Raw genomic sequence first — 26,615 nt, 5'->3', positions numbered from 1 at the left:
AGGAGAAATACCACTATATTTGCGGTACCTCCTTTAAAATCTATAGCTGTTTTTCAAACAGAATATTCCGGTTATTCCATTTGGTAATTTGCCAAAGAAAGAGAATGCAAACTATGAGAAGGCCAATTCCAATAAGAAAGACAGCCAGAGGCTGCAGGATAAGGAAACCGGAGGCCTGGCTGATAATTAACAGAATGATAGGCAGAATAATAACACCCCCAAATTGCTGTGCTGCCTGAAAGCTTTGAACCTTTGCTGATACCATCACACTGAATAATATCGTTAATAAGGAAATAATGGGTGAAAGCCAGAAAATGAGCAAAAACCAATTTGTATTGGGTAAAAGCAATTTTTCAAACATAGAATAGGTCAACGCGTCAGCTACAATCGCAAATATAATAAAGCTTCCTGCCGTGAGAGCCATAACAGGAATAAAAGCAGCAAGAACCTTTCCGATAAATAAATCCTTCACAGTGATTGGAGCAAATAACAGACTTTCAAGGGTTCTCCTTTCTTTTTCCCCAACAAAGCTATTGGTTGCTATCATCATGGAATTTAAACAAGGAACCATAAGAAAAAGCGAGCCAAGAAAGAAGTTTATACTAACAAATATAATTTGATGGTTAATAGATGGCAGTATTTTAATGGAATGCTTCAACTCACCATTTGGAAGGTTTTTTAAAATCTTATAAAGTATAGCAGATAAGTCCTGGTCGGCTACAACCATGTACTTAGCAGCAAGTATGAGCCCCACAGGTAATAATATGCAAAATAATAAAGGAGTCACAATAAAACCAATCCATACCTGACTGTAGCTTGTTATGCCCCTTATATCCTTTTGGGCTATGGCCCAAATAGCTTGTTTATTCATTGCTTTCACCCCGTATCTTAAAATAGAGCGATTCAAGATCCCTATCTTGAATGTGTACATCATGTATCCAGCTTTCCTCTGCTATTTTTTTCAGAAGAGGAGAAATTTCCCCTTTATTTGATAGTTTAAACTCATAACCTTTTACTCCTAGGTTTTTAACCTGCAACCCATTCCATATATCAGATGTGATATTTAGCCCCGTCTCAACTCGCAGTGTTACTTGATTAATATATTTTTCTTCCAATTCCTGCTTTGTTCCTGATTCCAGAATGCTTCCATTTTCGAGAAACATAAAAGAATGGCAAACATCTTCCAGCTGGTGAAGAATATGGGAGCATAAGAATATAGTTGTTCCTTCCTCATAGTTAAGTCTCATGACATAATCGTAAACTAGCCGGATGCCTTCAGGGTCCAGACCGTTGGTTGGCTCATCAAGGAATAGAATCTGAGGGCGGTGCAATAATGCCTTAATCATTCCCATCCGTTTTTTCATTCCTGTACTGTAAAGCCCGACTTTCTTTTTCTGGTGCTCTGCAAGTTCAAATTCTTCTAATAACGTCTGTATCCTTTTTTTCTCATATGTACCATAGATCTTAGCGAAAAACTCCAAGTTTTCTACACCGGACATTTCAAAATACATTCCAGCTCCATCGGTAAGAATTCCGCACATCTTCCTAATTTCATGTCCATTTACTCCAGGATTCCAGCCTCCAATTTCCATTGATCCTCCGTCTGCAATTATCACGCCATTTAGCAAGCGTATAATTGTTGTTTTCCCGGCACCGTTTGGTCCCAGTAAACCAACAACTTTTCCTTTATCAACTTTAAAAGATACCTCTTTAAGTACCTTATGTGCCCCGAAGTTTTTTGAAACTTTGTCTGCTTTTATAAAAGCATTCATGTATGCTTTCTCCTCCCAAATAGTAGATCTTTTTCTCTTTAATACATTTAAGACGAGTTAAAAAGGAAAAACGTTCAAAAAAATTTTCTTACTAAGAAAAAAGGCGAATCTTACCGATCAGCTTAGAAAACACAGCTTTCGACAGCGTTTTTATCACCTGCTAAGCAATTGCTATCTAATTGCTAGCACTTTAATATGTTTGAAGTATCAATTATGTAACTTTTAGCTAAATACCTTTTGATTAATGATGTTTAATGTCGTTGTATGGTTTAATTCCTGCGCTCTTAATATGTAATTCGCTAGGAGTCAGGTTCCTCTGACAGGGGGAGGATGTTATGAAAATCTTTAATCTAAAATAGTAACGACTTTGGAGTCTTACCTATTTTTCTCACAGTTTCTTCAAATTGCAACAAACTCTTAGAAAAGAGCAAAAAAAAAAACAGCTTTCCTGTTTAAAGGAGAGCTGTTTTCATACGAGCTTCAAATTCAGTTAACCGGCTTTTTAAAAGATCCAATTTAGTGGATTATATTTTCTCTCTTGTCTGCAGCTTTCGCATACATGAAGAACTATTTGCTGTATTTCTTCCTGATCTCTGTTTTCTTCTTCTTCTTTAAATCCACATACTTCACAAATTCGCATGAGAGTCACCCTTTACTTTTGTTCTGTTATGGTAAAACCTGCATCTATTACTGCCTGGGCAAAATCCTGTGCTGAAGCCATTTTCTTATTATATTTAAAAGACGCTTCTGCACGATCCACGCTTACCTCTGCATCGGATACTCCCCAGACATGATTTAATGCATCCAAAATCTTCTCGGCGTCCTGTTCACTTAGTTTACTATTCACCTTCAAAACACCGGATTCCATGGTTTGTCATCCTTTCTTTCCATCGGATAGGCTGCATCACTGATGAAGGATGCAGCTAAAAAATATTATGATTAATTTTCTCTTCTGTTCCGCAGAAATACTTCACCCATTCCTTGCATAAAGGACATCATGGTTGTCATTGCCGCTCTGATTTCAGGTGTCCAGAAACGAAGACGTAAACGCCATACGCTTTGTTTTTCGCCTTTTTCTCCTGTTCTGGACATCTCCTTCATGCCATGGCTGAGCCCTTCCATAATGGTATTGAGCTGAGCTGGCTGAATGGACCCGAGAAATGTGAATGCTCCCATCGCATTTTTTATCACATTATGCATAGTGGGCTGGTTTATTTGCTGCATGGCAATTACTCCTATATCTTCGCCCTTCTCAATAAATGCATTTGCAGCCTGAAATACCTTTAAGTCATCAAGTCTTTTTACAAGAGTAATTAAATTGAGAACAGCGTCCTTATTATCAGTTAAAGCCTTCATTATTTCTTCTTGCGCCCGGGCTTGTTCCTCTTCAGGGTTTACCTGGTATCTGCTAATTTGCGTAATTGCCCTCGCCATGTTGATCCCCCTTTATTTCATACATTTGCTCAATCGGTGTAAAGTCCTCACGCTTCCATTTCTCTTCTACTTTTACACTGATTTGCGGTACACGGTTGCCAAACCGGTGGTTATGTCTAGGCAATGGCGGTTCTCCTGTAGTTTCGAGAACTTCCATTTTCACTCCCATTTCTTTGTAAGCCGGAGTATGGGTGATGATGTCATGATAACTGCTAGTTAAACGGTTTACAGCTGCCAGCTCATCACGGGTATTCATAGGCAGATATAATTCATTCCCGCTAACCCGGTCTGTGACCATTACCCGGATTTCAACATGGCCATATGGTGAAGTCAACCTAACCAATGCACCATCCTCCAGGTTTCTTTCTTTGGCTAGCTCCAATGAAACCTCAAGCCATGGATGTGGTACTTTATGGGTCAATCCTTCATTACGGTAGGTTAAGTTACCCTCATGGAAGTGTTCCAGCAAACGTCCATTATTCAAATGTAGATCGTACTCCTCTCCCGGATCAAATGGCGGTGTCCAATCAACCGGTACAAGTCTTGCTTTTCCATCTGGGAATGGAAATCTTTCCTGGTAAAGAAGCGGTGTATCTTTGCCTTCAGGAGAAACCGGCCATACTAGTGATTGCCAGCCTTCAAGGCGGTCATAGCTGACACCTGAGAAGAGTGTTGCCAGACTGGCTGCCTCATCCATAATTTCAGATGGATGCTTGTAATTCCAATTTGCTCCCATTAAATTGGCAATCTCCTGGAAAATCATCCAATCCGGTTTAGACTCACCCAGTGTTTCAAAAACCTTATAGAAACGCTGTATGCGGCGTTCCGTATTCACAAACGTACCATCCTTTTCAAGGCTTGGTGCAGCTGGTAAAACAACATCCGCATACCTTGCTGTTCTGCTAAAGAAAATATCCTGAACGACGAAGAAATCTAAACCTTCAAAGCCTGCTTCCACATAGTTGGAGTTTGCATCAACAAGTGCCATTTCTTCTCCGAACAAGTACATGGCCTTTATTTTGCCTTTATGCATGCCCTCCACCATATGATGATTATCCATTCCTGGTTCTTCAGGAAGAGATACTCCCCATGCTTTTTCATATTTAGCCCTCACTTCAGGATCCTGAACAGCCTCATAACCTGGCATCCATGCAGGCATTGTTCCAAAGTCACAAGCACCCTGAACGTTATTATGCCCGCGAAGAGGATAGGCACCGGTTCCCTTGCGTCCATAATTTCCTGTTACTAAAAGCAGGTTTGAAATTGCTGTACTGGCATCTGTTGCACCCATATGCTGTGTAATCCCCATTGCCCAAAGGGCACAAACGGATTTTGCTTCGTGAATCATTGTTGCCAGTTTAATCAATTCTTCTTTTGTTAAGCCTGTTTTTTCTACCGCATATTCAATCGTATACTTTTCTAGTGTCTCTCTAAATTTCTCCAGGCCGGCAACACGGTTCTCCAAAAACTCTTTGTCCTCCCAGCCCTGATCTAAAATATATTTTGCAACAGCATTTAACCAGATTAGATCTGTAGAAGGTTTTGGATGGATCAGCATGTTGGCACGTTGCGCCAGCTCATTTTCCCTCAAATCAGCTACAATCAGCTTTTGTCCATGCAGCTTATGGGCCCTCTTAATGCGAGTGGCCAGAACTGGATGCGATTCAGCCGGATTTGCCCCAATTACAATTACTAGATCTGATGCCATAATATCTTCTATAGTGCCTGAGTCTCCACCCAGTCCAACAGTTCTCATCAACCCTGCAGTGGCAGGAGACTGACAATACCTTGAACAGTTATCTACGTTATTCGTTCCCATAAGGGCACGGGCAAACTTTTGGAATAAGTAATTTTCCTCATTAGAACATTTAGACGAAGCGATATATCCAATAGAATCGGGCCCATGTTCTTCTTTTATTTCAGAAAGCTTCCTAGCGACGAGCCCAAGTGCTTCCTCCCATGTTGCTTCAACAAACTCATCGCCTTTTCTAATTAATGGCTTTGTGAGCCTTTCTTCACTATTAACAAAATCCCATCCCCACTTCCCCTTAACGCATGTCGAAACGCCATTTGCGGGGGCTTCAGCAGTAGTCTGAATTTTAAGGATTTCTCTCCCCTTTGTCCATACTTCGAAGGAGCATCCAACACCACAATAAGTACAAACGGTTTTAGTGCGGTTTATAGTTGTTTTCCTCATGGCTGCTTCTACTTCGGATATAGCAAAAATCTCCATGTATCCTGGTTCTACCTCTTTGGTCAAATCAATCATTGGCCCTAATACCTTCGGCGGAATACCAGTGAGGAATCCTGCATTGCCTAGCATCGATTTTTCCATCAATGCGTTACAAGGACAAACACTAACACAATGGCCGCACGAGACGCAGGAGGATTGATCTATCGGAACATCGTTATCCCAAATTACTCTAGGAACATCGCGACTCCAATCAATAGTAAGTGTTTCGTTAACCTGCAAATCCTGACATGCCTCTACACATCTCCCACAGAGAATACACTGGTCGGGTTCATAGCGGTAAAAAGGATGTGAATTGTCCGGCGGATATGGCTTTGCCTGGAACGGATATTTTTGGTGTTCAACCTGCATTAATTCAACCGTATTATGAATGGTACAGTTACCGTTGTTGTTGTCACATACTGTACAGTACAATTCATGGTTTTTTAAAATCCGCGAAATTGCTTCATCCTGAGCCTCTTTTACGGTTTCTGACTGAGTGTCCACAGTCATGCCGCTTTCCACTCTTGTTGCACATGAACGGACCAGCTCACCATTTACAGTAACGTAACAGGTATCACATGTTTGTATAGCTCCCAGGCTTGGGTGGGAACAAATCCCTGGGATAAAAACATCCTGTTCCTTCGCAGCCTCTAGGACGGTCTGTCCTTTCTTCGCGGTATACTCCTTTCCGTTAAACTGTAAGGAGATTTTTTCTTCATTCATTTTGACGCCTCCCTTTTTTCCGTATGTTGATTTGAAGGTTCGGAGATGACATCCTTATAGGATAGCCAATAGGCAAAAGCAACAAGGACAGCGCCACCTACTGCATTTCCAAGCCATACAGGTACAAAATTGCCTATAAAATCTCCCCAGGTAAAATGCCCGGAAAAAATAGCAGCCGGAATAATAAACATGTTGGCAACTACGTGCTGAAATCCTATAGCAACAAATCCCATAATGGGGAACCATATCCCTAAAATTTTACCGCCAATGCTTTCAGCACTGTAAGAAAGCCATACTGCCATTCCTACCAGCCAGTTACACCCAATGGCAGAAAAAAAGCTTTCTGAAAATCCTTCATCCAGTTTTGCCTGTGCCATCGCCACAGTTTTTGCCAAATAAGGGTCCTGAGTAGTCAGACCGGCTAGATGTCCAAATACATAAGCTACAAAGATTGCGCCTATAAAATTGCTAATTGTGATCCAGAACCAATTGTTAATTAGGCGTCCAATTGACACTTTCCCTGCCATTACAGCCATAGGGACAGCCATCATATTTCCTGTTAAAAGTTCCCCGCCGCCTATGATAATTAAAATAAGTCCTAGCGGGAAAACAGATGCACCTAAAAACGCCCCAAAGGTTCCCCATTCTTTAGGCAGATTAGCGGTAACCCGAATATCGAGCAAATAACCGACCGAAATAAAAGCCCCAGCCAGAAACCCAAGGACCAGCACACTTTTCAAAGGAAGAGTCGCTTTTCTTGTTCCCGCTTCAGCTGCCATCTTCGCAATTTGCTGCGGAGCATGGAAACTCATTCAATTCCCTCCTATCCGTTATAGGGATTAATATTTACTAATTAGGGAATTTTATTAAAAAGTTAAATAAGATTGTAGAGAAAGAGGGATTAATGATGGAAAAAGAAGAGCTGTACCAGCATGTCTATTCAATGATTATGTCATCATCTAAAAAACCAAAGTATATGACAATTTCATCTGTAAAAGTTGCTAACCTGTATGATACAAAACATGAAGAGGTAGAAAAAGGATTGCAGCAATTAGTGGCGGAAGGCCGCTTGGAGAAATCAAGCATGGACAAACCCCCCCATCATGATATTTATTTACTGCCTTAAGCATTAGAAAGGCTTGGCCTTCGCCAAGTCATTTAAGCGAAGGCCCTAGTTTTGCTTATCACGCTCAAAACGGCACATCCTCGAAAAAGCTATGCTTTTTCTTCGTGCGAGGCAAAGCTGACGAAGCTTTCCTTGTCCTGTGCCTTTCGCCTGACTAGGACTTCCTGTCCGTCGTGCGTTCAGAAATTTGTGGGCATAAACAAACCGGAGAGCGCCGCTATCCGGTTTAAGTTTTTTCTAGTTATGGCTTAGTTCCCCAAAGGTCTTCCCGAAAAAGGGTTATAGGAGGTAGAAGTACGTGCCCCAAACATTCTTTGTAAAGGAAAAAAGATAATGAAGGATAATACTATTACTCATAAGTTTTACTATATGAAAAGCAGTCACAATAGACTTCATCTTTAATTGCAATGGAACTTTTTTGAAATGTTATCTCGCTTTCCGTTTAGGCATCATTTTGTATTCTTCTGTTACTTGCGGAGCCAAGTAGGATTTATAGGAAGACCAATAAATCAATCCTACGAATAAACCTCCTCCAACAGCATTCCCAAGGAATACAGGAACAAAGTTCGTCAAATATTCCATCCAGCTAAAGTGACCGGCAAATATGGCTGCCGGGATGACGAACATATTTGCAACAACGTGCTGAAATTCAATAGCAACGAATCCCATAATAGGAAACCAAATTGCAAGGATTTTTCCACCCATCTCTTCTGATCCAAAAGAAAGCCATACAGCGAGACCTACGAGCCAGTTACAACCTATTCCAGAAAAAAAACTTTCCCAAAATCCCTCCTCGATTTTACCCTGGGCCATACTGATTGTCTTGTCCAAAAAAGGGCCGTCAGAGGTTAGTCCTGCAAGATGCCCAAAAACATAAGCAACAAATAATGCACCTATAAAATTACTGATTGTAATCCAAAACCAATTGTTTAGAAGCCTGCTAAATTTTATCCTTTTAGATAAACATGCAATGGATACGGCCATCATATTACCGGTAAGTAACTCCCCGCCTGCTATTACAATAAGAATCAGTCCCAATGGAAAAACCGCAGCGCCCAAAAAAGCGCCAAAAGTTCCCCATTCCTTTGGAAGATTAGCTGTTACCCGGATATCGAGTAAATAACCAAGGGCAATAAAAGCTCCCCCTAGGAAACCAAGCAGCAGCATGCTTCTTAACGGAAGTGCGGCCTTAGAAATACCTGCTTCCACTGCCAATTGGGCTATTTGCTGTGGTTTTTTTACAGCCATGTTTGTTCCTCCCTCTGTCTTGAGATTTTGAATGAGATACGTTTTAATGTACTCATTGGTTTATTTCCCCTCTAAAGGAAGTTACAAACGAAAATATTTCCTATCCACTAAAAAACAGCCTCCTAAACAGAAGGCTGCAGAACTAATTAGTTATTACCTTAATGAAATGATATAAAACACGGGCTGTCAGTCCCCAAATAACCCTGCCGTCATATTCATAAAAGATCTCTTCCATTTTGCGCGCCTGCCAGTTATAATTTTCTCCCCCAGCAATTAAATGGAACGGAAAGCCATCCTGCGGCTTTACTTCAAAATTGACGTGATAGATATCCGGCTTGTTTTCAAGGAAATAGGTAAGAGGAACAGTAAAAATCTCTTCTACTTCTGAAGGGTTAGGATTAAGATTCTCTGCATCTGAAAGGATGCCAACATAAGGATAAATAATCATACCAAATGGGGATACCATATAATCCAGCGGAAAGACGCTTTTTACCTCGCTTTTTTTAATTCTGAGCTCTTCAGAGGTTTCACGAATGGCAGAAAATTCTTCGTCCTCGTCCTCGGGATCCATTTTACCTCCCGGAAAACATATTTCACCCGGCTGCCTTCTGAGCTGATGTGACCTTACTTCAAAAAGAATATGTATACCGTCCTCTTTTTCCAACAGGGGGAGAAGAACAGAATACTTTTTGAAATTTTCACTTCCAAGTATAGCTGGAGTCCGATACTGTAATTTTGCCAGAACATCAATTAAATTCACTATTTCTCTCCTCCTGCCCATTTTCGGCATTGTTTTTTAAAGCTTTGAAAAAAATCTGCTCCCTTTCGAACGAACTGTCAAGCCTTCTCGCTCATTCCTCACTGTGGAGTCTTACCAGTTCGTTTTTCCGCATCACATCGAACTAGCATCTTGAGAATCTGTATCTATGAAGGAAATGCAGGCATTTTCTAGGAGTGCCGCAAATCCTTTTACAAACTACAACCTTATTTAACAAAGAATTTAAGAACGAGGAAGTTTCTCCTCTTTATTTTGCAAAAAAAGTGAATCAATTACAAAAGATTAAGCTCTTTCCGTTTAAATTGTTGGGAAATGGTCTTTTAGGTCTTGTTTTGAGAGCTTTTGTCACTCGGCAGGAAAAGAGGCTTCCCATTGATGAATTATTTAAGAAGACCATTTTTCGATAGCCAAATCCTATTATAATTCAGAAAGGGCTGTTCACATGAAAGAATCTACGTTTGTAAAGGCGCACACTATAAAAGAAGTTTCAAAACAGATTCAAGTGCCATCAGGAACTATTAGACAATGGGAAAAAGATTTAGAGGGAATCTTGGTCATCCCCCGGACTAAACAAGGAGCTCGCTATTATACGGAAACTGAGATTACACTTTTAATTAAAATAAAGCAAATGCGAGAAAAGAACTTAGGGAAGGAAATGATTCGGGAGCTTCTTCAGAGACATTTGGGAGGAAATTCGGAACCTGCCTCCGAATCATTCGAAGCCGGACTTGTCCCTTTTTCGGGATTCCCTAATTCCGAAAACACCAGCCATCCCACCACCGACTTGATGCCCATGCTCAATGAATTCAAGGATCATTTATTGGATGAAATTAAAAATGAATTAAGAAATGGCGTTCGTAGGGAGATTGTTGAAGAAGTAAAAAAAGAGATTTCAAAAGGCACACTACAAACTGTGAAAAGCATATCAGATTCGATTTATAAATCAGCAGAAAAGACGAAAGACGAAATAAAGACGATCTCCAATCAGCTTGCGAAAACTTCAGAACGTACTTCCGAAACAATGTCAGCTCTTTCTAATCATATTGCAAAATCATCAGAACATACTTCAAAAAAAATAAAAAGCCTTGAAAGCAAAATTGCCAAAACATCCATCCACACTGCCGAAACGATAGAGGCACTTTCCAATAATATTGTAATGGCTTCGGAACATAACTATGAAACGATCGAAACCCTTACATTCAGTATTGCGAAATCTTCCGAAACCACCACAGAAACTGTGGAATCTCTGTCTAACAGCATTGCGAACGTTTCGAAACAGACCTCTGAAGCAGTAGAAGCACTCTCGGCAACAATCGGTAAGACAGCAGAAATGAATACTACAAGGGTAAAAAACCTTGAAGCCAATATGGCAAAGCTTTCAGATGAATTAGTCGAAGGTATTAACATTGACCGCGAATACTATATCGAAACCATTAATAATGTACGCGAACAGCTAAGCCATGAAGTGGGGAAACGTGAAGCAGCCTTTCAGGATATGGTAGAAAGCTTTAGGGAGGCGGCCCCCGCTAAAGAAAAACCTAAAAAGCGCTGGTCTATTTGGAATAAGAAATAAGGAACTAATATATCAATAGTTTTCTGGACCTTAATTAAAAGAAAATTTAAAAAGGTGGGAAAATGAATGAATACTGCAGAAGTGTCAAAATTATTAGGTGTTTCGCAGAGCACCATCCAAAGATGGGTCAAGCAGCTTGAACTGCCAATGGAAAGAAACGAGCGGGGTCACTACCATTTTAACGATGAAGATATAGAGATTTTAAAAACCATTCAGGACCAGGTGCAAAACGGTACCCTCCTTCAGGAAATCGCCGCAGCAAAAGAGAAAAAGCCCCGAATAGCTTTGGTGAAAAAGCCTGAAACCGATACGACCATGAATCGAATTTTGGAAAAAATTAATGATTTAGAACGAAGACTTAACGAGAAGGCAGACTCTGTTACATCTTATCAGCTATTGCAGCACCGGCGGGAAATTGAAGACCTTCAGGAGGAAATTAATCATTTAACTGAAAAAATATCTTTTCTCGAAACCTCATTAAGATGTGATGAGAAAATCGAAACACCTATTCATGAAGTATTATCCAGGAAACCTAAGAAGAGAAAAATGCTCTCTTTTCTATTTGGATTTTAAAAGTACATACCAATTGGTGTGTGCTTTTTTTCTATCCAAATTATAGGAATAAATTACCATGATTATGCGGGGTGACTCAGATTTCCTTTTCACAAACGGACTAGTCTTAGAAGTTGCGGTAAAACAAATAATATCAAATTTTGCAGCAGTAAAGGTTTATCCCTCTGCCATTTTTCTGAGTTTTAATCCAAGTAAGGAAATGAATTAAGATATCCTGGCTTTTCTTAGGGAATACTATAGGGTCTGAACTTAAATGTTTGTATATCATCACTTTTATCAGTTACCATATCCCCAAAGGAGGAGAACAAAATGAAAATTTCCGGTAATACCATATTAATTACAGGCGGAGCATCTGGAATTGGTCTTGCTTTTGCTGAACGGTTTCTAAATGAAGGAAACGAAGTTATTATTGTCGGACGCAGGGCCGAAAAGCTTGAGGAAGCAAAGCAGCGTTTCCCAGATTTACATACACGCGTTTGTGATGTATCAAGCGTAGAAGATCGCAAGTCTCTTTTCGAATGGGCGATTAAGGAATTTCCTGGCCTAAACGTTCTTGTAAACAATGCGGGAATACAGCAGCGGGTAAATCTTTTAAAAGATGAAAACGAATGGATTTATCATCAAAATGAGATAATTACCAACATGGAGGCCCCTATCCACCTTGTTCTAATGTTTCTCCCTCATTTAGTCAAGCAGGAGCAGGGAGCTATAGTGAATGTTTCATCCGGCTTATCCATCACGCCTGGAGTATGGGTGCCAATTTATAGTGCAACCAAAGCGGCTATACACTCCTTTACCATTTCACTAAGACACCAGCTAGAGGAGACCAATGTAAAGGTAATCGAGGTTCTTCCTCCTGCTGTCAATACGGATTTGGGCGGCGCTGGTCTCCATACCTTCGGAGCACCGCTGGATGACTTTGCAGATACAGTTTTTAATCATATTAAAAATGGTGATCAGGAAATCGGCTACGGGGGATCTCAGGAAAGATTGCGAGCTTCCAGGGATGAAATAGACCGCGGAACTGAACAGGCTTGGAAAGGATTTTTGAACAGAAACCCTGACTTTAAATGAAAACAGGCTGTAGAAAAATCGGTGAAAACCGAGCTTTTCTACAGCTATTTTTATAGAGGGAGCCCGGTGATTTCCGTTCCCAGGCACTCGCTGTCCATTGGGCCTAGAAAGTTGGTTTGGCAGCAGAACAAAGCCTATTTTAAAATAGATATATATAATGCTTGAGGTGATTAAGGTGCCTCAATAACGGCCTTGAATCCGTAAGTAAATATGGGTTAAACCAATTGGAAATCTCAATAAAATTAAAAAGGAGGGTTCGGAATAAAGCATTTCAAACCCCCTTTCGTCGACAAACAGGCTGTCTCGTAATGGAGACAGCCTGTTAATTCTTTATTTATTTAACAGGTCTGTGTGGACCTTTGTAATAAAGCTAGTATAGGTTTTTCGAAGTTCATCCTTTGCAATAGCATGTTCGCCAGACAAATAATGAATATAGTCTTCGTCATAACGGAGCCATGAAGAATAATTTCTTTTGATAAAATTTTCAGCTTCCTCGTACTTCCAAAAGACCTGCTCCATTTTATTGCCATTATGGATAAGGGCTAATGTACCATCAGGCAAAGGAAGAATAATCGAAATTAGTCCATCCTTATTCAAATAAGAAGTACCATATTTTGCTCCTTTAACATTGAATTCATTATTATATGCATCTGGTCTAACTGGTTCATAAGGGAAGATTTCCACAACAAACTTCCTAAAAGCATCTTCCGTCATATCGCAGCCTGAGGCCTTAGGGTGTCCTCCTCCGCCAAATGTTCTGGCGTATTCCGCAACGTTAATATCATCATGAATGGTTCTAAAACCAACCTTCTTACTGCCCACATTCAAGATTACGATCATATCCAAATGAGGGTTTTGTTTGTTTAATGCGTTCCCCAGCTCAGATAAATATTGTTCACCATGAACGATCCCCACACAAAATTCATCAACAAAGGTTTGGACCATCTGCCGCTCCTTGGAAAAAATATAGCGTTCTATTTTTCTTTCCTCAATATCAAGCAGCTGGTTTTCTGTTTCTGAAAGCGAAAATGAGTCCTGATTATGATTCAGCCTGCTAAGCATCTCACCTTCAAATTGTTCTCGCCCTATTATGTAAAATAAATCATTTAGCCTTTTAGCCTGAACATTGTCATTTTCTTCCCATTCCCAGGTGTCATACTGACGGATATGATCGGTGAATTCGTCTAGAGCTTTTGTTTTTTCCAATTTCCCATTTTCAACTAAGAAGTCATAAAAAAGAGATGTTGCACAAGTTTTTTTCCCTGTTTCATATTCTGGATTAACGGATGCCCATTCGTGTTCATTAAAGTGCATAGCAGTGATATGGTGATCAATCATCCTTACATGTCTTCCCTTTTTAAATCGTTCCTCGAGCTTTACTTCGACTTCCTTGCTTACAGCTAGATCAGTTATATAAACTTCTGCGTTATGAGAATCAGGCTTATCAATAAATTGCATTACCCGCTTGTCCAAGTTACGGTAAGAACAATAATATACTTCAGCATTCTCCTTGTAAGCCATTTTAGCAAGGAGCCCGCATCCTAATCCATCCAAATCAATATCAGTAAAAAGCCTCATTTTTTAAAATCATCCTTCCGCAGGTCATTTCGCTCTTAAATGTTAACCTGATTATATTTTTAGTTGACATATATATTCCTGACCTATTATTGTTAAATTGTAAATACAACAAATGGAGGAAAAATGATGAAACGCAGTTTTAAAACAATTGATTTAACTATGGCGGCCATGTTTGTTGCCTTAATGGCGATTGGGGCAAATATTACTCAAATTGCTCCATTTATGGTGGTCGGAGGGGTACCGATCACACTTCAAACCTTTTTTGCTGTACTAGCTGGTCTTGTTCTTGGAAGCAGAGTTGGAACTCTTTCCATGATTGTTTACGCTGTTGCCGGGTTAATAGGAATTCCGGTATTCTCACGTTTTCATGGCGGGTTCTCAATTATTTTGGATCCAACCTTCGGCTTTATACTATCCTTTATTCTTGTCGCCTATTTTACAGGTAAAATTGTTGAGAAAAATAGCAGTGTTCCATCCTTTATTTTAGCTTCCTTAATTGGATTAGTAATAAACTATGTTGTTGGAACTAACTGGATGTATTATGCCTATAAATTCTGGTCTGCTGCTCCTTCTGCTTTTAGCTATAAAATGGCATGGGCCTGGATGGTAGTTCCTCTTCCTAAAGATGTTATTTTATCCGTATTGGCTGGGTTGCTTGCTCATAGGCTGGATAAAACGGTACTTTCGAAAGGTCAATTTAAGAATTTAAAACGCGCAGCTTGATTTAGATTGTATCATTTGTGAAAAACGAAAAAAAGCATTCGGGTTTCCGGATGCTTTAAGACTTATTAATTTACTGTTTGAGCTGGTGTTTTTTTAAAAAGAAGCGCAAGGAGAATTACCATAGGAACGGCATTAATACCAACATAAAATGCAGTATTCGTATCACTCCCAAGGAATATTCCATGAACTGTCGTAAGAATATAAAGAATTGGATTTAATCCGTGCAGCTTTTTCCATACTTTAAATCCGATTAGTTTTTTAGCTTTTGATGTAACCATAGTAAAAATTAAAAAATAGAGGGCAAAAATGCCTGTTGCCATACCAAGCGGATGATAGTTTGTTTGCAAAGGAACGAGTATTTCAATCCAGTTTAATGTAACATAGCGATCAAAAAATAGGGCTACTACATGGATGACTACAAGAATCAAACTCCAGTCTGACAATTTCTCGTGTAAAAATAAAGTATTTTTAATTTTAATTTTCCTGCTTTTTGCATATTGGCTATACAAACCTGTCAATACCGAAAAAAACATCAGCACGTAGGCAACCATACCTGTTGCCCGAATTAAATACCAAATATATTGATCCATTTTCAGCTTCCTTTCACCAGCAATCCATTACTATTAATAAGGACTGCTTTGCTTTTTCTTTGCTTTACCATCTGGACTCCTTGTTCCTCGCCAAGCAGAAGAATCGATTTTGCCCAAACGTCTGCTTCAACGCAGCTTGCGGCTGTTAGTGTAGATGAAACAATATCTCCGTTGCTTGATTCCCCTGTTTGAGGATCAATTAAATGATGGTGCCAGTTTCCATTTGCCTCCCATCTTCTTTTTATGGTAGATGAAGTGGCGACCCCTCCTGATTCAACTTCTATGACCGTTAAATTATTAATGGGATTAAAAGGATCTTCCACTCCTATGCGCAATGGCCTGGGGAGTTTACCAAAAATGCGTATGTCCCCTCCTGCATTTACGTATCCATATCCGAAGGGGTCTAGCATTTCCGCTGCTTTATCTACTGCCCAGCTTTTTGCAATTCCGCCTAAATCTATTCTGGTATGAAGAGTTACAGTTCTTTTTTCTGCGTTTAAGATGTAGGGAACAAAGTTAGTTTTTTTATATTCCTGCTTTACACTCGTACCCTCTATCACTTTTTCAATTGATTCTAAATAGCCTTGGTTTTCTAGGGCATCAAGAATTCCTGGATTAAAGAGTCCATCTGTTTCATTGTAAAATAAGAGAGCAGCTTGCAAGATATCTAATAATAGATCTGATACGGGCTGTTCCTGTCCGACTTGATTATTTATTAGAGATAATTCACTGTCTTTCCTAAACCGGCTGCAAATACTTTCAATCAAAGAAAAGTAATCAATTATTTCATCTATTTGAAAAGGAAAGATTGTCTCACAATATGAAACCTCTATCATTGTACTCATAGAACGGAACCTATGTTTTTTCAAAAGTTCGTTCCTCCAGTCCTTGTATCGAATTGCTGTTGATCAGAAGACCCTCCCTGATCAAATTGGCTACCGGCACTGTCACCCTGACCAAACTGGCTATCGGATTGCTGCCCATCTGAAAAACCTCGATCTCCAAATCCGTGCCTGGAATGATGTGCCTCCCCGTTAAAATCTCCATTTGTGTTTTGATCTGCACTGTCCCCATCCTGATTAAGAGCTGTTCCCTGGTCTCCGTCCTGTCCGCTGTTCCATGTGGACTGTTCATTGTTTCTATTTTCCCTTTGATTTTGGGAGGTAGCTGGAGCATCAGCCTGTTTCTGATTTTGCTGCCCATCTCCCAAACCAAGGTAAGCTACCATTCCTGCCACAATTGAAACACTGCCAAAGCTAACTCCCCAGGAGATTAATTTTTTCTTATCCATCATATAACCTCTTTCCTATTTAAAAGTTTTTTTTAACTAGCTAGATTAGCTGATAGTGTGATTATCTAAGATAAATCTTAAGTTTTCCTTAAGTTCATGTTGGAAAAAGAAAAACTAGATTTGGGAGTTTTTTCAATTGCTATGTTAACTTCTACACGAGGCATAAAGGAGAGGTAAAAAACATGTATGGAAAAAACGTAAAGAAACCGTCAAGCGTATTTTCACCTGTGCAAAAGAGAAGCTAGTCATAGGTAGGACAACCTTGAGGGGAATTAAAAATTGTCGATAGAGGCGATGCTTACTTTCGCTGCGCTTAATTTATAAAAAAGGCTAAATGCACTTGGCGAGTTCAAGTAACAGTCTTGAATCCGTGAATAAGCATGGTAATATCCCATAGGAGATCAATAAAATAAAAAGGGGCTCGGATCAAAGCATTCCGCTCCCCCTATTGTCGACAAACTGAATTCGCCATAAATGGCGGTTTGCTTTCTTTCTTAATTCTTTTTAAGCTCTAAAGGTCGAAGGCTAGCTTCAATTTCTTCCCTCTTTGTTTCCAGAAATGGCGGAAGCGAAAGTTTCTCACCCAAATTTTCTATATCTTCATCTACATCAAATCCTGGTGTATCAGTTGAAAGCTCAAAAAGGATGCCATTAGGTTCCCTGAAGTAAAGAGCTCTAAAGTAGTAACGGTCCACTTCCCCAGAATTAACATAGCCAAATTTATTTATTCTTTGAACCCAATAGCTTAATTCATCCTCATTCGGCACTCTAAAGGCAACATGATGTACTCCGCCTCTGCCCAATCGTTCTTTTGGAAACCCAGGTCTTATTTCGACATAAACTTCTGCTCCTGCTCCCCCTTCTCCTGTACTAAAAATTTCTGTTTTCGGCACTCCGTTTTCAGATAAAAGAAAAGAGCCTATGTGCTGAAAGCCGAGAATTTCAGTTAAAACTTTGGCAGTCGGTTCCAATGCTCCGACAGCCAATAGAGCATGCCATTATTGGTTTAGGGCCGGTTACACTGCTCCAAGATATCCCCGGAGCTATCCCTTTTTCACCATTATCGGCCACTAGCATAAGTTTGGTTCCTTCGAAGTCCTCAAAAATCAAAGTATCTCGATTGGCCATACTTATAATTTCCCCATGCACTACTCGGGTCTGTGCAAATCGATCTCTCCAAAACCGGAGTGATGTCGTGCTTTTTACCCTTAAAGAAACTCTTGATATACTTGAAATTCCCGGATATGTATGTCCCAGTCCTGGAATATCAAAAAAAGTAATCTCTGTTCCCGGAGTACCATTTGCATCTCCGTAAAACAAATGGTAAGAGCTGGTGTTATCTTGATTAACACCTTTTTTTATTAACCGCATGCCTAATATATTCGTATAGAATTGGTAGTTCCGTTCAGCTTTACCTGTAAGAATCGAAACATGGTGCAGCCCTAACAAATTCATATGTATTGCCTCCTCTTGCATTTATCCGGTTTAACATCTTAACAGATCAGTTCAGACAGCTATATTTCTAAAGAGTTTGCCTATTTTGGTTAACTGGAAGAATTTTTATTCGTTTTTTCGGGAAAAATATCAAATTTTGACTGATTATGTTGAAAACTTATGATATAATAAATTTACCATTTGCTTTACTGTAACATACAGCCTCGCTCACTTGAGCGGGGTTTTTTCTTTTTATAATTATAGCTTTCCTAAAACGCAAAAAAAAACAGGCTCCCGAGAGAGCCTGTTTTTGTATGGGCAAAATATTAGTTTTTGCGAACGTTAGCAGCTTGAGGTCCACGAGCACCTTGCTCGATATCGAAAGATACTTCTTGACCTTCTTCAAGACTTTTGAAGCCTTCACCTTGGATAGCTGAGAAGTGTACGAATACGTCTTCTCCACCTTCGCGCTCGATGAATCCGAATCCTTTTTCTGCGTTAAACCATTTTACTTTACCTGTTTCCATTATTGTTGCCTCCCAGTGTGCTTAACACACATTTGTATTACTATTCTTGCTCTTATCGATATTCAGGCGAAAAGCATTTGTTTTTCTTCCTTACATACCCGAACAAAAATAATTCTCCTTTACAATAACAGAAAAAATGGAAATGTGCAAGAATTCATGCCGGGTTTTCTAATAAAGTGATAAAAACTTCAAAAAAAAACCATTGTTTTCTACACTTTTTGACGAAAAAACAGCAGAAAAAACTTCCTCCATGCTATTGAGCAATCAAATTTTTGTGAAAATAATTCCTAGAAGTGCCGTGAATATCCCGACAAGCTGATAAGGCTTTAATTTTTCCTTAAACAGCCAACATCCGGCAACGATCACGACTAGACAATTTAAACTTACGATAGGAAAAACAATACTAGCCGCTCCTTTCTGAAGGGCATAGAAATAGCAGCTATATCCTACGACACTTACCAGACCTACAAGAGAGCCAATATTAGCTTCTGTACGCTGCCAGCTTTCTTTTTCATGAATACTGGTAAGGCCTAAATAAATACTGCCTCCTCCATACATGCAGATAAGAGTATCCAGTGAACTTATTTGCAAATAGGAGGTTGTTTTCATTAAAATCCCTAGAATTCCAAAAGACATTATGGCTAAAAGGACACGCAACAGCCAAGGTCCATATTCGGTTCCGCGACCTGATCCCGGTGAATATTGGATGATCATAGCTGAGCCAAGAATAAATATAATTCCTATCCACTGGAGAAGTGAAATATGTTCATGAAAAATAATGCCTGCCCCAATGATAGGAAAAATAGCATTAGTACCTACTAATGGTGAAGTAAGGCTTGCAGGTCCCTTCTCAAATGCTCTGGATAGCTGTATATTTCCGTTGGCGTTTAATATTCCAATAAGACAGCCGAGAATGATAGCCAGCAAATTAAAATGCAGCGATCCTATTGTAATCCCATAACCAAGTGTCAGCAAAAAGGCAACGAAGTAGAAAAAAAACTGAATATGTACTTTAGATAGACCGTGTACTGTACTCCATTTAAAAATAGTGTTGTTCATTCCGAAGCTTAGTGTTGTCACCAAAGCTGCAGCAATCCACATGCTGAATCCTTCTCTCTCTTTCATTTTCCCTCTCTCATTTTAAATCCGCATCTGACTATTCGCAATACAAAGTTTTGTGTCTCTATTAAGAAAAGCGCAAGCGCCCGTTCAGCGACGTATGGCCATTTGAAGAAAGGCTAAGGTCGCCACGTCCTCGAAAAAGCTGCGCTTTTCCTTCGTGCGATGAGCTAAGCTGACGAAGCTTTCCTTGTCCTGTGGCAACGCCTTTCTGACACGCGTCCTACGCGCCTTCACTACGACTGAGATAAAGGATAATGAAATGCTAAAGTGTCTTGACTAGGGGCGACAAGTATAAGACGAGCCGGCGAGAAGGTTGTTCTTTAACCTTCAGACGGATTGGCTTATGACCTCGAGCCCCTAGACACTGAAGCTGGACAACACGAAATGCAAAGCATTTCGATGTTGACTTATCGTAGGGATAAGTGGGATGGACACTAGCTGCACCAAGTATCACCTAAAGGTCCTACTTGATGCAAGATACTCAAGGAAGATTTTCAGAGATGAAAACTCGCTGGGCGCTGGAGCTAGACAATTTTATAGGTAAAACTTTATGCTTTCTTTACCATTAAAAAAACGACGAAAGCTATTGCTTTCGCCTCGTTCTGATAAAACTGCCAAATTATCTGAATCGCTCTTCTTTAAAAGGATTGGCGGTCATTGAATAGCCGTAGTCCTCCCAAAAACCTGCTTCATCTTCCTTCATAAATTGTATCCCTGAGACCCATTTAGTTCCTTTCCATAAATAGAAAGTTTCTGGCGGAATGAAGCGAAGCGGATACCCATGCTTAGGATCAAGCTCCTGCCAATCATGTGTTTCATCCTTCCAGCGAAAAACAAACAATGAGTCCTCACCCAACAGTGGTTTTAGAGGCAGATTAGCAGAATATCCAAATCTGTCCCCGTTATAATAACCAAAAACTTTAATGTATTGGACCCCTTCGTTCAGTTCAACAAGATTAAGAAGATCTGATAATCTGATTCCTTCAAACACAGTGCCAAACTTTGACCAGGTTGTAACACAATGCATATTAATGGCTGTTGTTGTTTTTGGCAAACTCATAAACTGATCAAACGAAAGACTAACTTCCTCCTTTACCTCGCCGAAAAGGCGGAAAGTCCAAAATGTCTTATTAAAATTATAAACATCACCTTTATGAAGAATCGGCCATTTATCGGTTTCAAATTGCCCTGGCGGTAAACTATTGTTCATTAGGGTTCCTCCCATTCCCGTGCATATGTTCTAAAATAAGGATAACGATAGAGATTACGGGATGCAAGTGAGAATTCTCATTTTAACTGCTCCAATGGAACAACATAGAAAGCTGGCCAGAACGTTTCGTTTTGTCGTCTATTTAATAATTGTTACAATAGATTATATTTTCTTTAGAAAACAACGAAAGAAGATGAAATAAATGTCAGATACAAACAAAAAACAATTGAAAGATTTAGCAATTTCTGTGCTTGACCTATCTCCAATTTTAAAAGGCGGAACTGCTGCTGATTCCCTCCGAAACACCCTTGATTTGGCCAGACATGCTGAAGAATGGGGTTACAAGCGCTACTGGCTTGCCGAACACCATAATATGCCTGGGATTGCAAGCTCTGCCACTTCAGTGGTTATCGGCTATGTAGCAGGAGGCACCAGTACAATCAGGGTGGGCTCGGGAGGAATTATGCTTCCAAATCATGCCCCGTTAATTATTGCAGAACAGTTTGGCACACTTGAATCTCTTTTCCCAGGGAGAATTGACCTGGGTCTTGGCCGCGCGCCTGGAACTGACCAAATTACTGCCCATGCATTAAGACGTGACCGGAGAAGTGACGGAAATGATTTTCCGGAACAGCTTGATGAACTTCGTGCCTACTTTGATGCAAAAATAAAAAAAACAGTTCATGCGGTTCCTGGAGAGGGATTAAATATTCCTATTTGGCTGCTGGGATCAAGTGGTTTTAGCGCACAGCTGGCAGGTCAGCTCGGTCTGCCATTTTCTTTTGCAAGCCATTTTTCTCCTGAAAACACAATCCCTGCCCTGGATTTGTACCGCCGAAGTTTCCAGCCTTCTGAGGTATTAAGTGAGCCTTATGCCATGGTAGGCGTAAATGTGGTGGCGGCAGAGACAGATGAAAAAGCAGTGAGACTTTCGACCTCACTTCAGCAACAATTCCTTAATCTCCTCCGGAATAATCCCGGACCTTTATTACCGCCTGTCGATAATATTGAAGAGTTTACAAGTGAGTACGAACGTACCTTGCTAAATCAACGCCTGGGTTCTTCTATTATTGGCGGTCCTGAAACAGTTAGAGAAAAGCTTCAGGCATTTCTTGATAAAACTCAGGCCGATGAAATGATTATTAACTCCCAAATTTATGATCATCAAGCTCGTCTAAAGTCCTATCAAATTGTTTCTGAACTGAATAAATAATGATTACTTAAAAATTAGCAGCGACCATACTCGCTGTTTTTTTTATTTTAATAGCTATAATGTGCTAGTTTTTATTATTTATTAAGAATTTTCTTGTCGAAGAATAAAAATAACTGTAAAATTTTATAAACAGGCCTGTGAATAGAGGTGACTTTTATGGAAATAACCACTCACTTTTTAATTAACCTATCTCTTTTAATTGTTTTCCTCTTTTTTTGTTTCGTTTTTTATGAAAAAGGAAGAAACTTCCTCAATTCCAAGCTCTCCTTTAACTTTATTTGTTATATAGCTTTGTGGACCTCCATGCAGTTTGCTTACCATGCTGATGGAGGTGCAATGTATGATTTAAGAATCATTCCCCTGGTTATCGGAGGACTTTACCTTGGAATTGGCCCCTTAATTGCAGGTGCTGTAATCATAATTCGAGCTTTTTTAGGAATTGATTCAGGTTTTTATGAAACTGCAGCTTTTTATATTCCGCTTGCTTTTTTCTTTTGGCGGCAGTATCCCCGATTTTCAGTCATAGGCCCTAAAAAACGGATTGTTTATGCTGTCTCCGTTGGATTGGTAATAAGTCTTATTACAGTGCTAGGAATGGAATTTATACATACTCGGATCTTTTGGCTGGATGCCTGGTTTGGTTTTTTAACAATCCCACCTCTAGGTATAGGAATCATAGCTTATATGATTGAATTTGTAAGAAGAAATATACAAATGAAGCACCAATTAATTAAGACAGAGAAGCTCCAGGCAGTTGAACAAATGGGTGCTGCTATTTCTCACGAGATCAGAAACCCACTTACAGCAGCAACTGGATTTGTACAGCTTCTACAGGATGATTATCTGCCTAAATATAAACAAAAAGAATATTTAGCACTTGTTAAGGAAGAATTAATGGCAGCAGAACGAGTCATTCAGGATTATTTAACTTTTGCAAAGCCTTCGATAACATCAATGGAAGAATTAAATGTAAAGACTGAACTTCTGCAAGCCATTAAAATTCTGCAGCCAATGGCAAACCAAAACTCTGTGGAAATTACTACTGATTTCTCTGCCGTGGGTTTTATACTGGGAGATAAGCAGAAGTTTCGCCAGTGTTTTGTTAATGTCATTAAAAATGCTATAGAATCCATGCCCTCTGGCGGCTATCTTAAAATTGGAACTGAATTTTCAAAAAATACAGTCGCAATTGAAATAACAGATACAGGGGTGGGAATGGCCAAGGATCAATTAGAAAAACTTGGTGAGCCATACTATTCCACTAAAGGTTCAAAGGGCACAGGCCTAGGTATGATGGTTGTTTTTAGTATCGTTCGTGCACTGAACGGATCGATCAAAGTTGATAGTGAGTTAGGGAAAGGAACTCGCTTTACCTTCAAGTTTCCTTCCTCAAGAAGTACATACATACATAAATAAATAATTTAAAAGAAGAGAACCGAGTATAGAATTGGTTCTCTTCTTTCTGTGCCAAAGTTATTTAGGACATTTAACCATTAACACCTTTCCGGGCCCAGTCCTCCACGTATTTAGGAATATTATGCTCATGAATAATATCTTTAGGCGGCTTTTCTTCTCCCAGCGCCCTTGCAATACATTCATAGGGCATTTCCAAATGAAAAGGTATAACTTCATCTTTAACAAATTTTATTTATACCACCTTATTTCTCACTTCTATTTCAGGAGTCCCGCTGGTTTTTTTGATTGAATACTTACAATCAAAACAGCTGCCAAAATCAAAATACCTCCTAAGAAAAAAGAGGAATTTAATTTTTCGTCTAATAAAAGCCACCCAAGCAAGGTACCTGTAAAAGGCTGAAAAAAGAAAAAGAGTGATCCTACTCCCGCATCCATAAGTTCAAGGCCTTTATTCCAAAGGAAAAAAGCCACTGCAGTAGATATGACACCTAGGTATAAGATCCCTAAAATGATATAAGAGGATTGGAATTCCATTTTACTATTTTGCAATTCGACTGCCATTGCGGGTGTAGTAAATAATAAAGCGAAGAAAATAGACCAGGTAGTAATGAAAAGAGATGAATATTTTGCTGCTGCTATTTTTACATAAACGGAAAGCAGAGCCCAGGTCACTGCTGCTCCTACTAAAATTAAACATCCCCAAAGATAATCTCCTATTTTTACATCCCAGCCAATAATCGTTACGACACCAAGAGAGGCTAAAACCAGGGAGACAGTTTTCTTTAGGGTAAGGCTTTCCTTTAAAATGAAACGGGCAAATAATACCATAAATGCAGGGGTTGCAGAGGTAATAAGTGCACCTGTATGGGCATCCGAAAGCTTAGTGCCAATGAATTGAAGGGCTATCGAAACAAAATAACCAATAAAACCAAGCCATATCAGTAATAGCCATCCCTGTTTGCCAATCCTGGTTTTACTTTTGTTTCTTGCGCCAGTTGTTTTAAGGAATAAAAATAAAACGACAAAGGCTATTAAATAACGAATCCAGATCAAAGTAAGCGGGGGAATATAATTCAGGACATATTTGCTGACTACAAAGGTTCCTCCCCAAATTCCCGCCGCAAGGGATAAATAAATCCCTCCAAATAGTGACTGTTTCATTCAATGCCTCCCGAAAAGGTATTTAAACAGGTCTTTTCTTATGCTTTAGTCTTCCTTATTTTGCAGCCATTAAAGACACTGCCCTCGGAAAGCTAAGTGTAAAAGTCGTTCCCTTTCCTGGCTGGCTTTTCACATCGATGCTTCCATTCATCGAAGCGACAATACTATATACGACCATCATGCCAAGACCGGTCCCTTTTTTTCCCCGGGTTGAAAAATAAGGTTCACCAAGCCGGCCCATTTGCTCCTCAGTCATGCCTATGCCTGTATCAGTAATCGTGATATTAACCTTATTTCCTTGGATTCCTGTTTCTAAAACCAACGTCCCCCCATTCGTCTCCATAGCCTCTATCCCATTTTTCATGATATTAAGTATGCATTGGTGAAAGAGCTGTTTTTCACCTTTAACTTCAATTTTGTCGATTTCCGTTACAATAGAAACTGAATTCATGTTGGCAAATGGGCTGATGACTTCCGTAATATGTTGAAGTTCAGTATCCAGACATAACATCTCTTTTTTACTGGAAATCGGTTTAGCAAAAGTTAAATAATCACTTATAATTCCCTCGGCACGGTCAAGTTCGGACTTTGCAAGTGAGAAGAACTCGCGTTTTTTTACCGGAGGAAAGTCTTCTTGCTCGAGTATTTGTAAAAAGCCTCTGGTTACTGTCAGAGGATTGCGGATTTCATGTGATATGGATGCAGCCAAGTGGCTGACAAGTTCAAGCTTCTCAGAGTGCTGTATCTGATTTTTTAGTAAAATAGCATTTTTCACCCACTCTTTTGAAAAAATAAGTATTAAAATACCTGCTGCATAAATTCCGATAATAAAACTATCAAATCCTGTGGTGAAGTCAAAAAAGTAGTTGATTAACTTCATAATCACCCAGCCTGTTACAAGAGAAGCACCACCAATATAGATCATTTTTCCCCTAAGACGCCAGTTCCGATAATAATGTGATGTCCATCCAATGGCAGCTGCTGAAATAAGAAGTGTAACAACATTTGCGATTAGCTCTTCTGGATAAATAAAACCAATATAAATTAGAGTTATAAATATTAGCGGGATCAAACAACGGTGCCCTATGTATAAACCTGCAATCACAAATACAGCAATACGTAAATCCATTTGAAATTTACCCTCGAAACGAACATTAAAAATCATATTAAAAGCAAGTGCTAGTGAATAGGCAAAAACATAAAAGGCAGATTGATACTTTTGTGGAATCTTTTTCGTATCAATCAGAAGTTCGGTACACAAGGACACAACTAGAATAAAAAACAAATCAACAATCAATGCTTCAGACGTTTCTAGCATTCTCGCATCTCCATTTTAGGGTTGGGTGGATATCCACCGGGATAAGTGGATTATAACCAAAAAATGAGGAAAAGGGAAAAAATATCCTGTTAAGTTGTGAAACTTCCTTTTTAAAAAAAATCAGGAATAAAAGGCGCAAGCGCCCTACTTTAATGATGAAAGGCTAAAATCGCCACGTCCTGTGGCAACGCCTTCCTGACCCACATCCTGTGGGCCTCCGACAGGCATAAGACAAATCACGCAGTCATCCTCGGAAAAGATAAAGCTTTTCCTTCGTGCGAAGCGGATGCTTTCGAAGCGTTCCTTGTCCTGATTTCTGAAGTGATTTGGCTTATGACCCCGAGGGGCTGGGCGCTGGAGCTAGATTACAATAACCTAATTCGTATTTAACCACAAGGTAAAAATCCATAATTTTTTAAACGACGGTTTGTCAATCTAAGTGCGACACTTCCTCATAAAACGCTTCGTGTGCAGTTTTCCAATTTAAACATTTCCTTG

At 39.6% G+C, this 26,615-nt stretch carries 24 protein-coding genes and 1 pseudogene; 7 read left to right on the top strand and 18 right to left on the bottom strand.

Translation table 11 applies throughout. The annotated features are described in order from the left end of the window. Nucleotides 1-40: 40 nt before the first annotated feature. From AC3WR0_RS23275 to AC3WR0_RS23250, 6 genes are all read right to left on the bottom strand, one after another. Nucleotides 41-871, bottom strand: a complete 831-nt coding sequence (locus tag AC3WR0_RS23275) for an ABC transporter permease subunit (RefSeq protein WP_492554506.1) — start codon at nt 869-871, stop codon at nt 41-43. Further along, the gene (locus AC3WR0_RS23270; protein ID WP_492554505.1) at nt 864-1,772 is read right to left on the bottom strand and encodes an ABC transporter ATP-binding protein; all 909 of its coding nucleotides are present in this window, start codon (nt 1,770-1,772) and stop codon (nt 864-866) included. Before AC3WR0_RS23270 ends, AC3WR0_RS23275 begins: the two co-directional genes overlap by 8 nt. A gap of 652 nt (nt 1,773-2,424) precedes the next feature. After that, nucleotides 2,425-2,640 (bottom strand): heavy-metal-associated domain-containing protein, encoded by a 216-nt coding sequence (locus AC3WR0_RS23265; protein ID WP_166026604.1) that lies wholly within the window; start codon nt 2,638-2,640, stop codon nt 2,425-2,427. Nucleotides 2,641-2,711: 71 nt separating this feature from the next. After that, complete coding sequence (locus tag AC3WR0_RS23260; RefSeq protein ID WP_166026606.1) at nt 2,712-3,206, bottom strand: helical membrane plugin domain-containing protein; 495 nt, start codon at nt 3,204-3,206, stop codon at nt 2,712-2,714. Next, nucleotides 3,181-6,162, bottom strand: a complete 2,982-nt coding sequence (gene fdhF, locus AC3WR0_RS23255) for a formate dehydrogenase subunit alpha (RefSeq protein ID WP_492554504.1) — start codon at nt 6,160-6,162, stop codon at nt 3,181-3,183. The genes AC3WR0_RS23260 and fdhF overlap by 26 nt, the downstream gene beginning before the upstream one ends. Then, the gene (locus AC3WR0_RS23250) at nt 6,159-6,974 is read right to left on the bottom strand and encodes a formate/nitrite transporter family protein (RefSeq protein WP_027319432.1); all 816 of its coding nucleotides are present in this window, start codon (nt 6,972-6,974) and stop codon (nt 6,159-6,161) included. The genes fdhF and AC3WR0_RS23250 overlap by 4 nt, the downstream gene beginning before the upstream one ends. A gap of 92 nt (nt 6,975-7,066) precedes the next feature. On the opposite strand from AC3WR0_RS23250, the gene AC3WR0_RS23245 reads away from it, so the two are divergent. Then, nucleotides 7,067-7,288, top strand: coding sequence for a hypothetical protein (locus AC3WR0_RS23245; RefSeq protein WP_492554503.1), 222 nt, complete (start codon nt 7,067-7,069; stop codon nt 7,286-7,288). A gap of 426 nt (nt 7,289-7,714) precedes the next feature. On the opposite strand, the gene AC3WR0_RS23240 is transcribed toward AC3WR0_RS23245, so the two are convergent. Continuing rightward, nucleotides 7,715-8,536, bottom strand: a complete 822-nt coding sequence (locus AC3WR0_RS23240) for a formate/nitrite transporter family protein (RefSeq protein ID WP_492554502.1) — start codon at nt 8,534-8,536, stop codon at nt 7,715-7,717. Between the two features lie 142 nt (nt 8,537-8,678). Next, a complete protein-coding gene (locus tag AC3WR0_RS23235; RefSeq protein WP_492554501.1) occupies nt 8,679-9,296 on the bottom strand; it encodes an NUDIX hydrolase in 618 nt (205 codons plus the stop codon). 460 nt (nt 9,297-9,756) lie between these two features. On the opposite strand from AC3WR0_RS23235, the gene AC3WR0_RS23230 reads away from it, so the two are divergent. The 3 genes from AC3WR0_RS23230 to AC3WR0_RS23220 all read left to right on the top strand — a co-directional run bounded on the left by AC3WR0_RS23230 (nt 9,757) and on the right by AC3WR0_RS23220 (nt 12,534). Continuing rightward, nucleotides 9,757-10,887, top strand: a complete 1,131-nt coding sequence (locus AC3WR0_RS23230; RefSeq protein WP_492554500.1) for a MerR family transcriptional regulator — start codon at nt 9,757-9,759, stop codon at nt 10,885-10,887. Between the two features lie 66 nt (nt 10,888-10,953). Beyond that, a complete protein-coding gene (locus tag AC3WR0_RS23225; RefSeq protein WP_492554499.1) occupies nt 10,954-11,460 on the top strand; it encodes a MerR family transcriptional regulator in 507 nt (168 codons plus the stop codon). A gap of 309 nt (nt 11,461-11,769) precedes the next feature. Further along, nucleotides 11,770-12,534, top strand: coding sequence for an SDR family oxidoreductase (locus AC3WR0_RS23220; RefSeq protein WP_492554498.1), 765 nt, complete (start codon nt 11,770-11,772; stop codon nt 12,532-12,534). 330 nt (nt 12,535-12,864) lie between these two features. Here the strand turns inward: AC3WR0_RS23220 and AC3WR0_RS23215 are convergent, their stop codons facing one another. Then, entirely contained in the window at nt 12,865-14,112 is a 1,248-nt protein-coding gene (locus tag AC3WR0_RS23215) for a DHH family phosphoesterase (RefSeq protein ID WP_492554497.1), read from the bottom strand. Nucleotides 14,113-14,235: 123 nt separating this feature from the next. On the opposite strand from AC3WR0_RS23215, the gene AC3WR0_RS23210 reads away from it, so the two are divergent. Then, nucleotides 14,236-14,835: a biotin transporter BioY gene (locus tag AC3WR0_RS23210; protein ID WP_492554496.1), complete on the top strand. Its 600-nt coding sequence runs from the start codon at nt 14,236-14,238 to the stop codon at nt 14,833-14,835. Nucleotides 14,836-14,900: 65 nt separating this feature from the next. Here AC3WR0_RS23210 and AC3WR0_RS23205 read toward each other — a convergent pair whose 3' ends face one another. The 7 genes and pseudogenes from AC3WR0_RS23205 to AC3WR0_RS23175 all read right to left on the bottom strand — a co-directional run bounded on the left by AC3WR0_RS23205 (nt 14,901) and on the right by AC3WR0_RS23175 (nt 21,009). Next, the gene (locus AC3WR0_RS23205; protein ID WP_492554495.1) at nt 14,901-15,425 is read right to left on the bottom strand and encodes a ferric reductase-like transmembrane domain-containing protein; all 525 of its coding nucleotides are present in this window, start codon (nt 15,423-15,425) and stop codon (nt 14,901-14,903) included. 2 nt (nt 15,426-15,427) lie between these two features. Continuing rightward, nucleotides 15,428-16,294, bottom strand: a complete 867-nt coding sequence (locus AC3WR0_RS23200; protein WP_492554494.1) for an FAD:protein FMN transferase — start codon at nt 16,292-16,294, stop codon at nt 15,428-15,430. Beyond that, nucleotides 16,291-16,716: a hypothetical protein gene (locus tag AC3WR0_RS23195; protein ID WP_492554493.1), complete on the bottom strand. Its 426-nt coding sequence runs from the start codon at nt 16,714-16,716 to the stop codon at nt 16,291-16,293. Before AC3WR0_RS23195 ends, AC3WR0_RS23200 begins: the two co-directional genes overlap by 4 nt. 494 nt (nt 16,717-17,210) lie before the next feature. Continuing rightward, nucleotides 17,211-18,171, bottom strand: a pseudogene (locus AC3WR0_RS23190) (ring-cleaving dioxygenase). A 305-nt stretch (nt 18,172-18,476) separates the two neighbouring features. Continuing rightward, nucleotides 18,477-18,677: a cold-shock protein gene (locus tag AC3WR0_RS23185; protein ID WP_027319419.1), complete on the bottom strand. Its 201-nt coding sequence runs from the start codon at nt 18,675-18,677 to the stop codon at nt 18,477-18,479. A 264-nt stretch (nt 18,678-18,941) separates the two neighbouring features. Further along, nucleotides 18,942-19,802 (bottom strand): DMT family transporter, encoded by an 861-nt coding sequence (locus tag AC3WR0_RS23180; RefSeq protein WP_492554492.1) that lies wholly within the window; start codon nt 19,800-19,802, stop codon nt 18,942-18,944. 616 nt (nt 19,803-20,418) lie between these two features. Beyond that, nucleotides 20,419-21,009 carry a molybdopterin-dependent oxidoreductase gene (locus AC3WR0_RS23175; RefSeq protein WP_492554491.1) on the bottom strand — a complete coding sequence of 197 codons (591 nt, stop codon included), beginning with the start codon at nt 21,007-21,009 and terminating at the stop codon, nt 20,419-20,421. Nucleotides 21,010-21,211: 202 nt separating this feature from the next. Here AC3WR0_RS23175 and AC3WR0_RS23170 point away from each other — a divergent pair, with 202 nt between their 5' ends. Continuing rightward, complete coding sequence (locus AC3WR0_RS23170; RefSeq protein ID WP_492554490.1) at nt 21,212-22,222, top strand: LLM class flavin-dependent oxidoreductase; 1,011 nt, start codon at nt 21,212-21,214, stop codon at nt 22,220-22,222. Nucleotides 22,223-22,558: 336 nt separating this feature from the next. Continuing rightward, nucleotides 22,559-23,638, top strand: a complete 1,080-nt coding sequence (locus AC3WR0_RS23165; protein ID WP_492554489.1) for an ATP-binding protein — start codon at nt 22,559-22,561, stop codon at nt 23,636-23,638. A gap of 255 nt (nt 23,639-23,893) precedes the next feature. Here the strand turns inward: AC3WR0_RS23165 and AC3WR0_RS23160 are convergent, their stop codons facing one another. Both AC3WR0_RS23160 and AC3WR0_RS23155 read right to left on the bottom strand, forming a co-directional pair. Next, entirely contained in the window at nt 23,894-24,799 is a 906-nt protein-coding gene (locus AC3WR0_RS23160) for a DMT family transporter (RefSeq protein ID WP_492554488.1), read from the bottom strand. A gap of 55 nt (nt 24,800-24,854) precedes the next feature. Further along, a complete protein-coding gene (locus AC3WR0_RS23155; RefSeq protein ID WP_492554487.1) occupies nt 24,855-26,117 on the bottom strand; it encodes an ATP-binding protein in 1,263 nt (420 codons plus the stop codon). Nucleotides 26,118-26,615 lie beyond the last annotated feature (498 nt).

Source organism: Neobacillus sp. FW104-15D2 (assembly GCF_058790155.1).
Note: the sequence above shows the minus strand (reverse complement) of the source record. Positions and strands in the feature narration are given on the sequence as shown.

Bases quoted from the DNA above. Each gene is read 5' to 3' on its own strand.
- AC3WR0_RS23275 (WP_492554506.1), bottom strand. From the start codon at position 871: ATGAATAAACAAGCTATTTGGGCCATAGCCCAAAAGGATATAAGGGGC.
- AC3WR0_RS23270 (WP_492554505.1), bottom strand. From the start codon at position 1,772: ATGAATGCTTTTATAAAAGCAGACAAAGTTTCAAAAAACTTCGGGGCA.
- AC3WR0_RS23265 (WP_166026604.1), bottom strand. From the start codon at position 2,640: ATGGAATCCGGTGTTTTGAAGGTGAATAGTAAACTAAGTGAACAGGAC.
- AC3WR0_RS23260 (WP_166026606.1), bottom strand. From the start codon at position 3,206: ATGGCGAGGGCAATTACGCAAATTAGCAGATACCAGGTAAACCCTGAA.
- fdhF (WP_492554504.1), bottom strand. From the start codon at position 6,162: ATGAATGAAGAAAAAATCTCCTTACAGTTTAACGGAAAGGAGTATACC.
- AC3WR0_RS23250 (WP_027319432.1), bottom strand. From the start codon at position 6,974: ATGAGTTTCCATGCTCCGCAGCAAATTGCGAAGATGGCAGCTGAAGCG.
- AC3WR0_RS23245 (WP_492554503.1), top strand. From the start codon at position 7,067: ATGATGGAAAAAGAAGAGCTGTACCAGCATGTCTATTCAATGATTATG.
- AC3WR0_RS23240 (WP_492554502.1), bottom strand. From the start codon at position 8,536: ATGGCTGTAAAAAAACCACAGCAAATAGCCCAATTGGCAGTGGAAGCA.
- AC3WR0_RS23230 (WP_492554500.1), top strand. From the start codon at position 9,757: ATGAAAGAATCTACGTTTGTAAAGGCGCACACTATAAAAGAAGTTTCA.
- AC3WR0_RS23225 (WP_492554499.1), top strand. From the start codon at position 10,954: ATGAATACTGCAGAAGTGTCAAAATTATTAGGTGTTTCGCAGAGCACC.
- AC3WR0_RS23220 (WP_492554498.1), top strand. From the start codon at position 11,770: ATGAAAATTTCCGGTAATACCATATTAATTACAGGCGGAGCATCTGGA.
- AC3WR0_RS23215 (WP_492554497.1), bottom strand. From the start codon at position 14,112: ATGAGGCTTTTTACTGATATTGATTTGGATGGATTAGGATGCGGGCTC.
- AC3WR0_RS23210 (WP_492554496.1), top strand. From the start codon at position 14,236: ATGATGAAACGCAGTTTTAAAACAATTGATTTAACTATGGCGGCCATG.
- AC3WR0_RS23205 (WP_492554495.1), bottom strand. From the start codon at position 15,425: ATGGATCAATATATTTGGTATTTAATTCGGGCAACAGGTATGGTTGCC.
- AC3WR0_RS23195 (WP_492554493.1), bottom strand. From the start codon at position 16,716: ATGGATAAGAAAAAATTAATCTCCTGGGGAGTTAGCTTTGGCAGTGTT.
- AC3WR0_RS23185 (WP_027319419.1), bottom strand. From the start codon at position 18,677: ATGGAAACAGGTAAAGTAAAATGGTTTAACGCAGAAAAAGGATTCGGA.
- AC3WR0_RS23180 (WP_492554492.1), bottom strand. From the start codon at position 19,802: ATGAAAGAGAGAGAAGGATTCAGCATGTGGATTGCTGCAGCTTTGGTG.
- AC3WR0_RS23175 (WP_492554491.1), bottom strand. From the start codon at position 21,009: ATGAACAATAGTTTACCGCCAGGGCAATTTGAAACCGATAAATGGCCG.
- AC3WR0_RS23170 (WP_492554490.1), top strand. From the start codon at position 21,212: ATGTCAGATACAAACAAAAAACAATTGAAAGATTTAGCAATTTCTGTG.
- AC3WR0_RS23165 (WP_492554489.1), top strand. From the start codon at position 22,559: ATGTATGATTTAAGAATCATTCCCCTGGTTATCGGAGGACTTTACCTT.
- AC3WR0_RS23160 (WP_492554488.1), bottom strand. From the start codon at position 24,799: ATGAAACAGTCACTATTTGGAGGGATTTATTTATCCCTTGCGGCGGGA.
- AC3WR0_RS23155 (WP_492554487.1), bottom strand. From the start codon at position 26,117: ATGCTAGAAACGTCTGAAGCATTGATTGTTGATTTGTTTTTTATTCTA.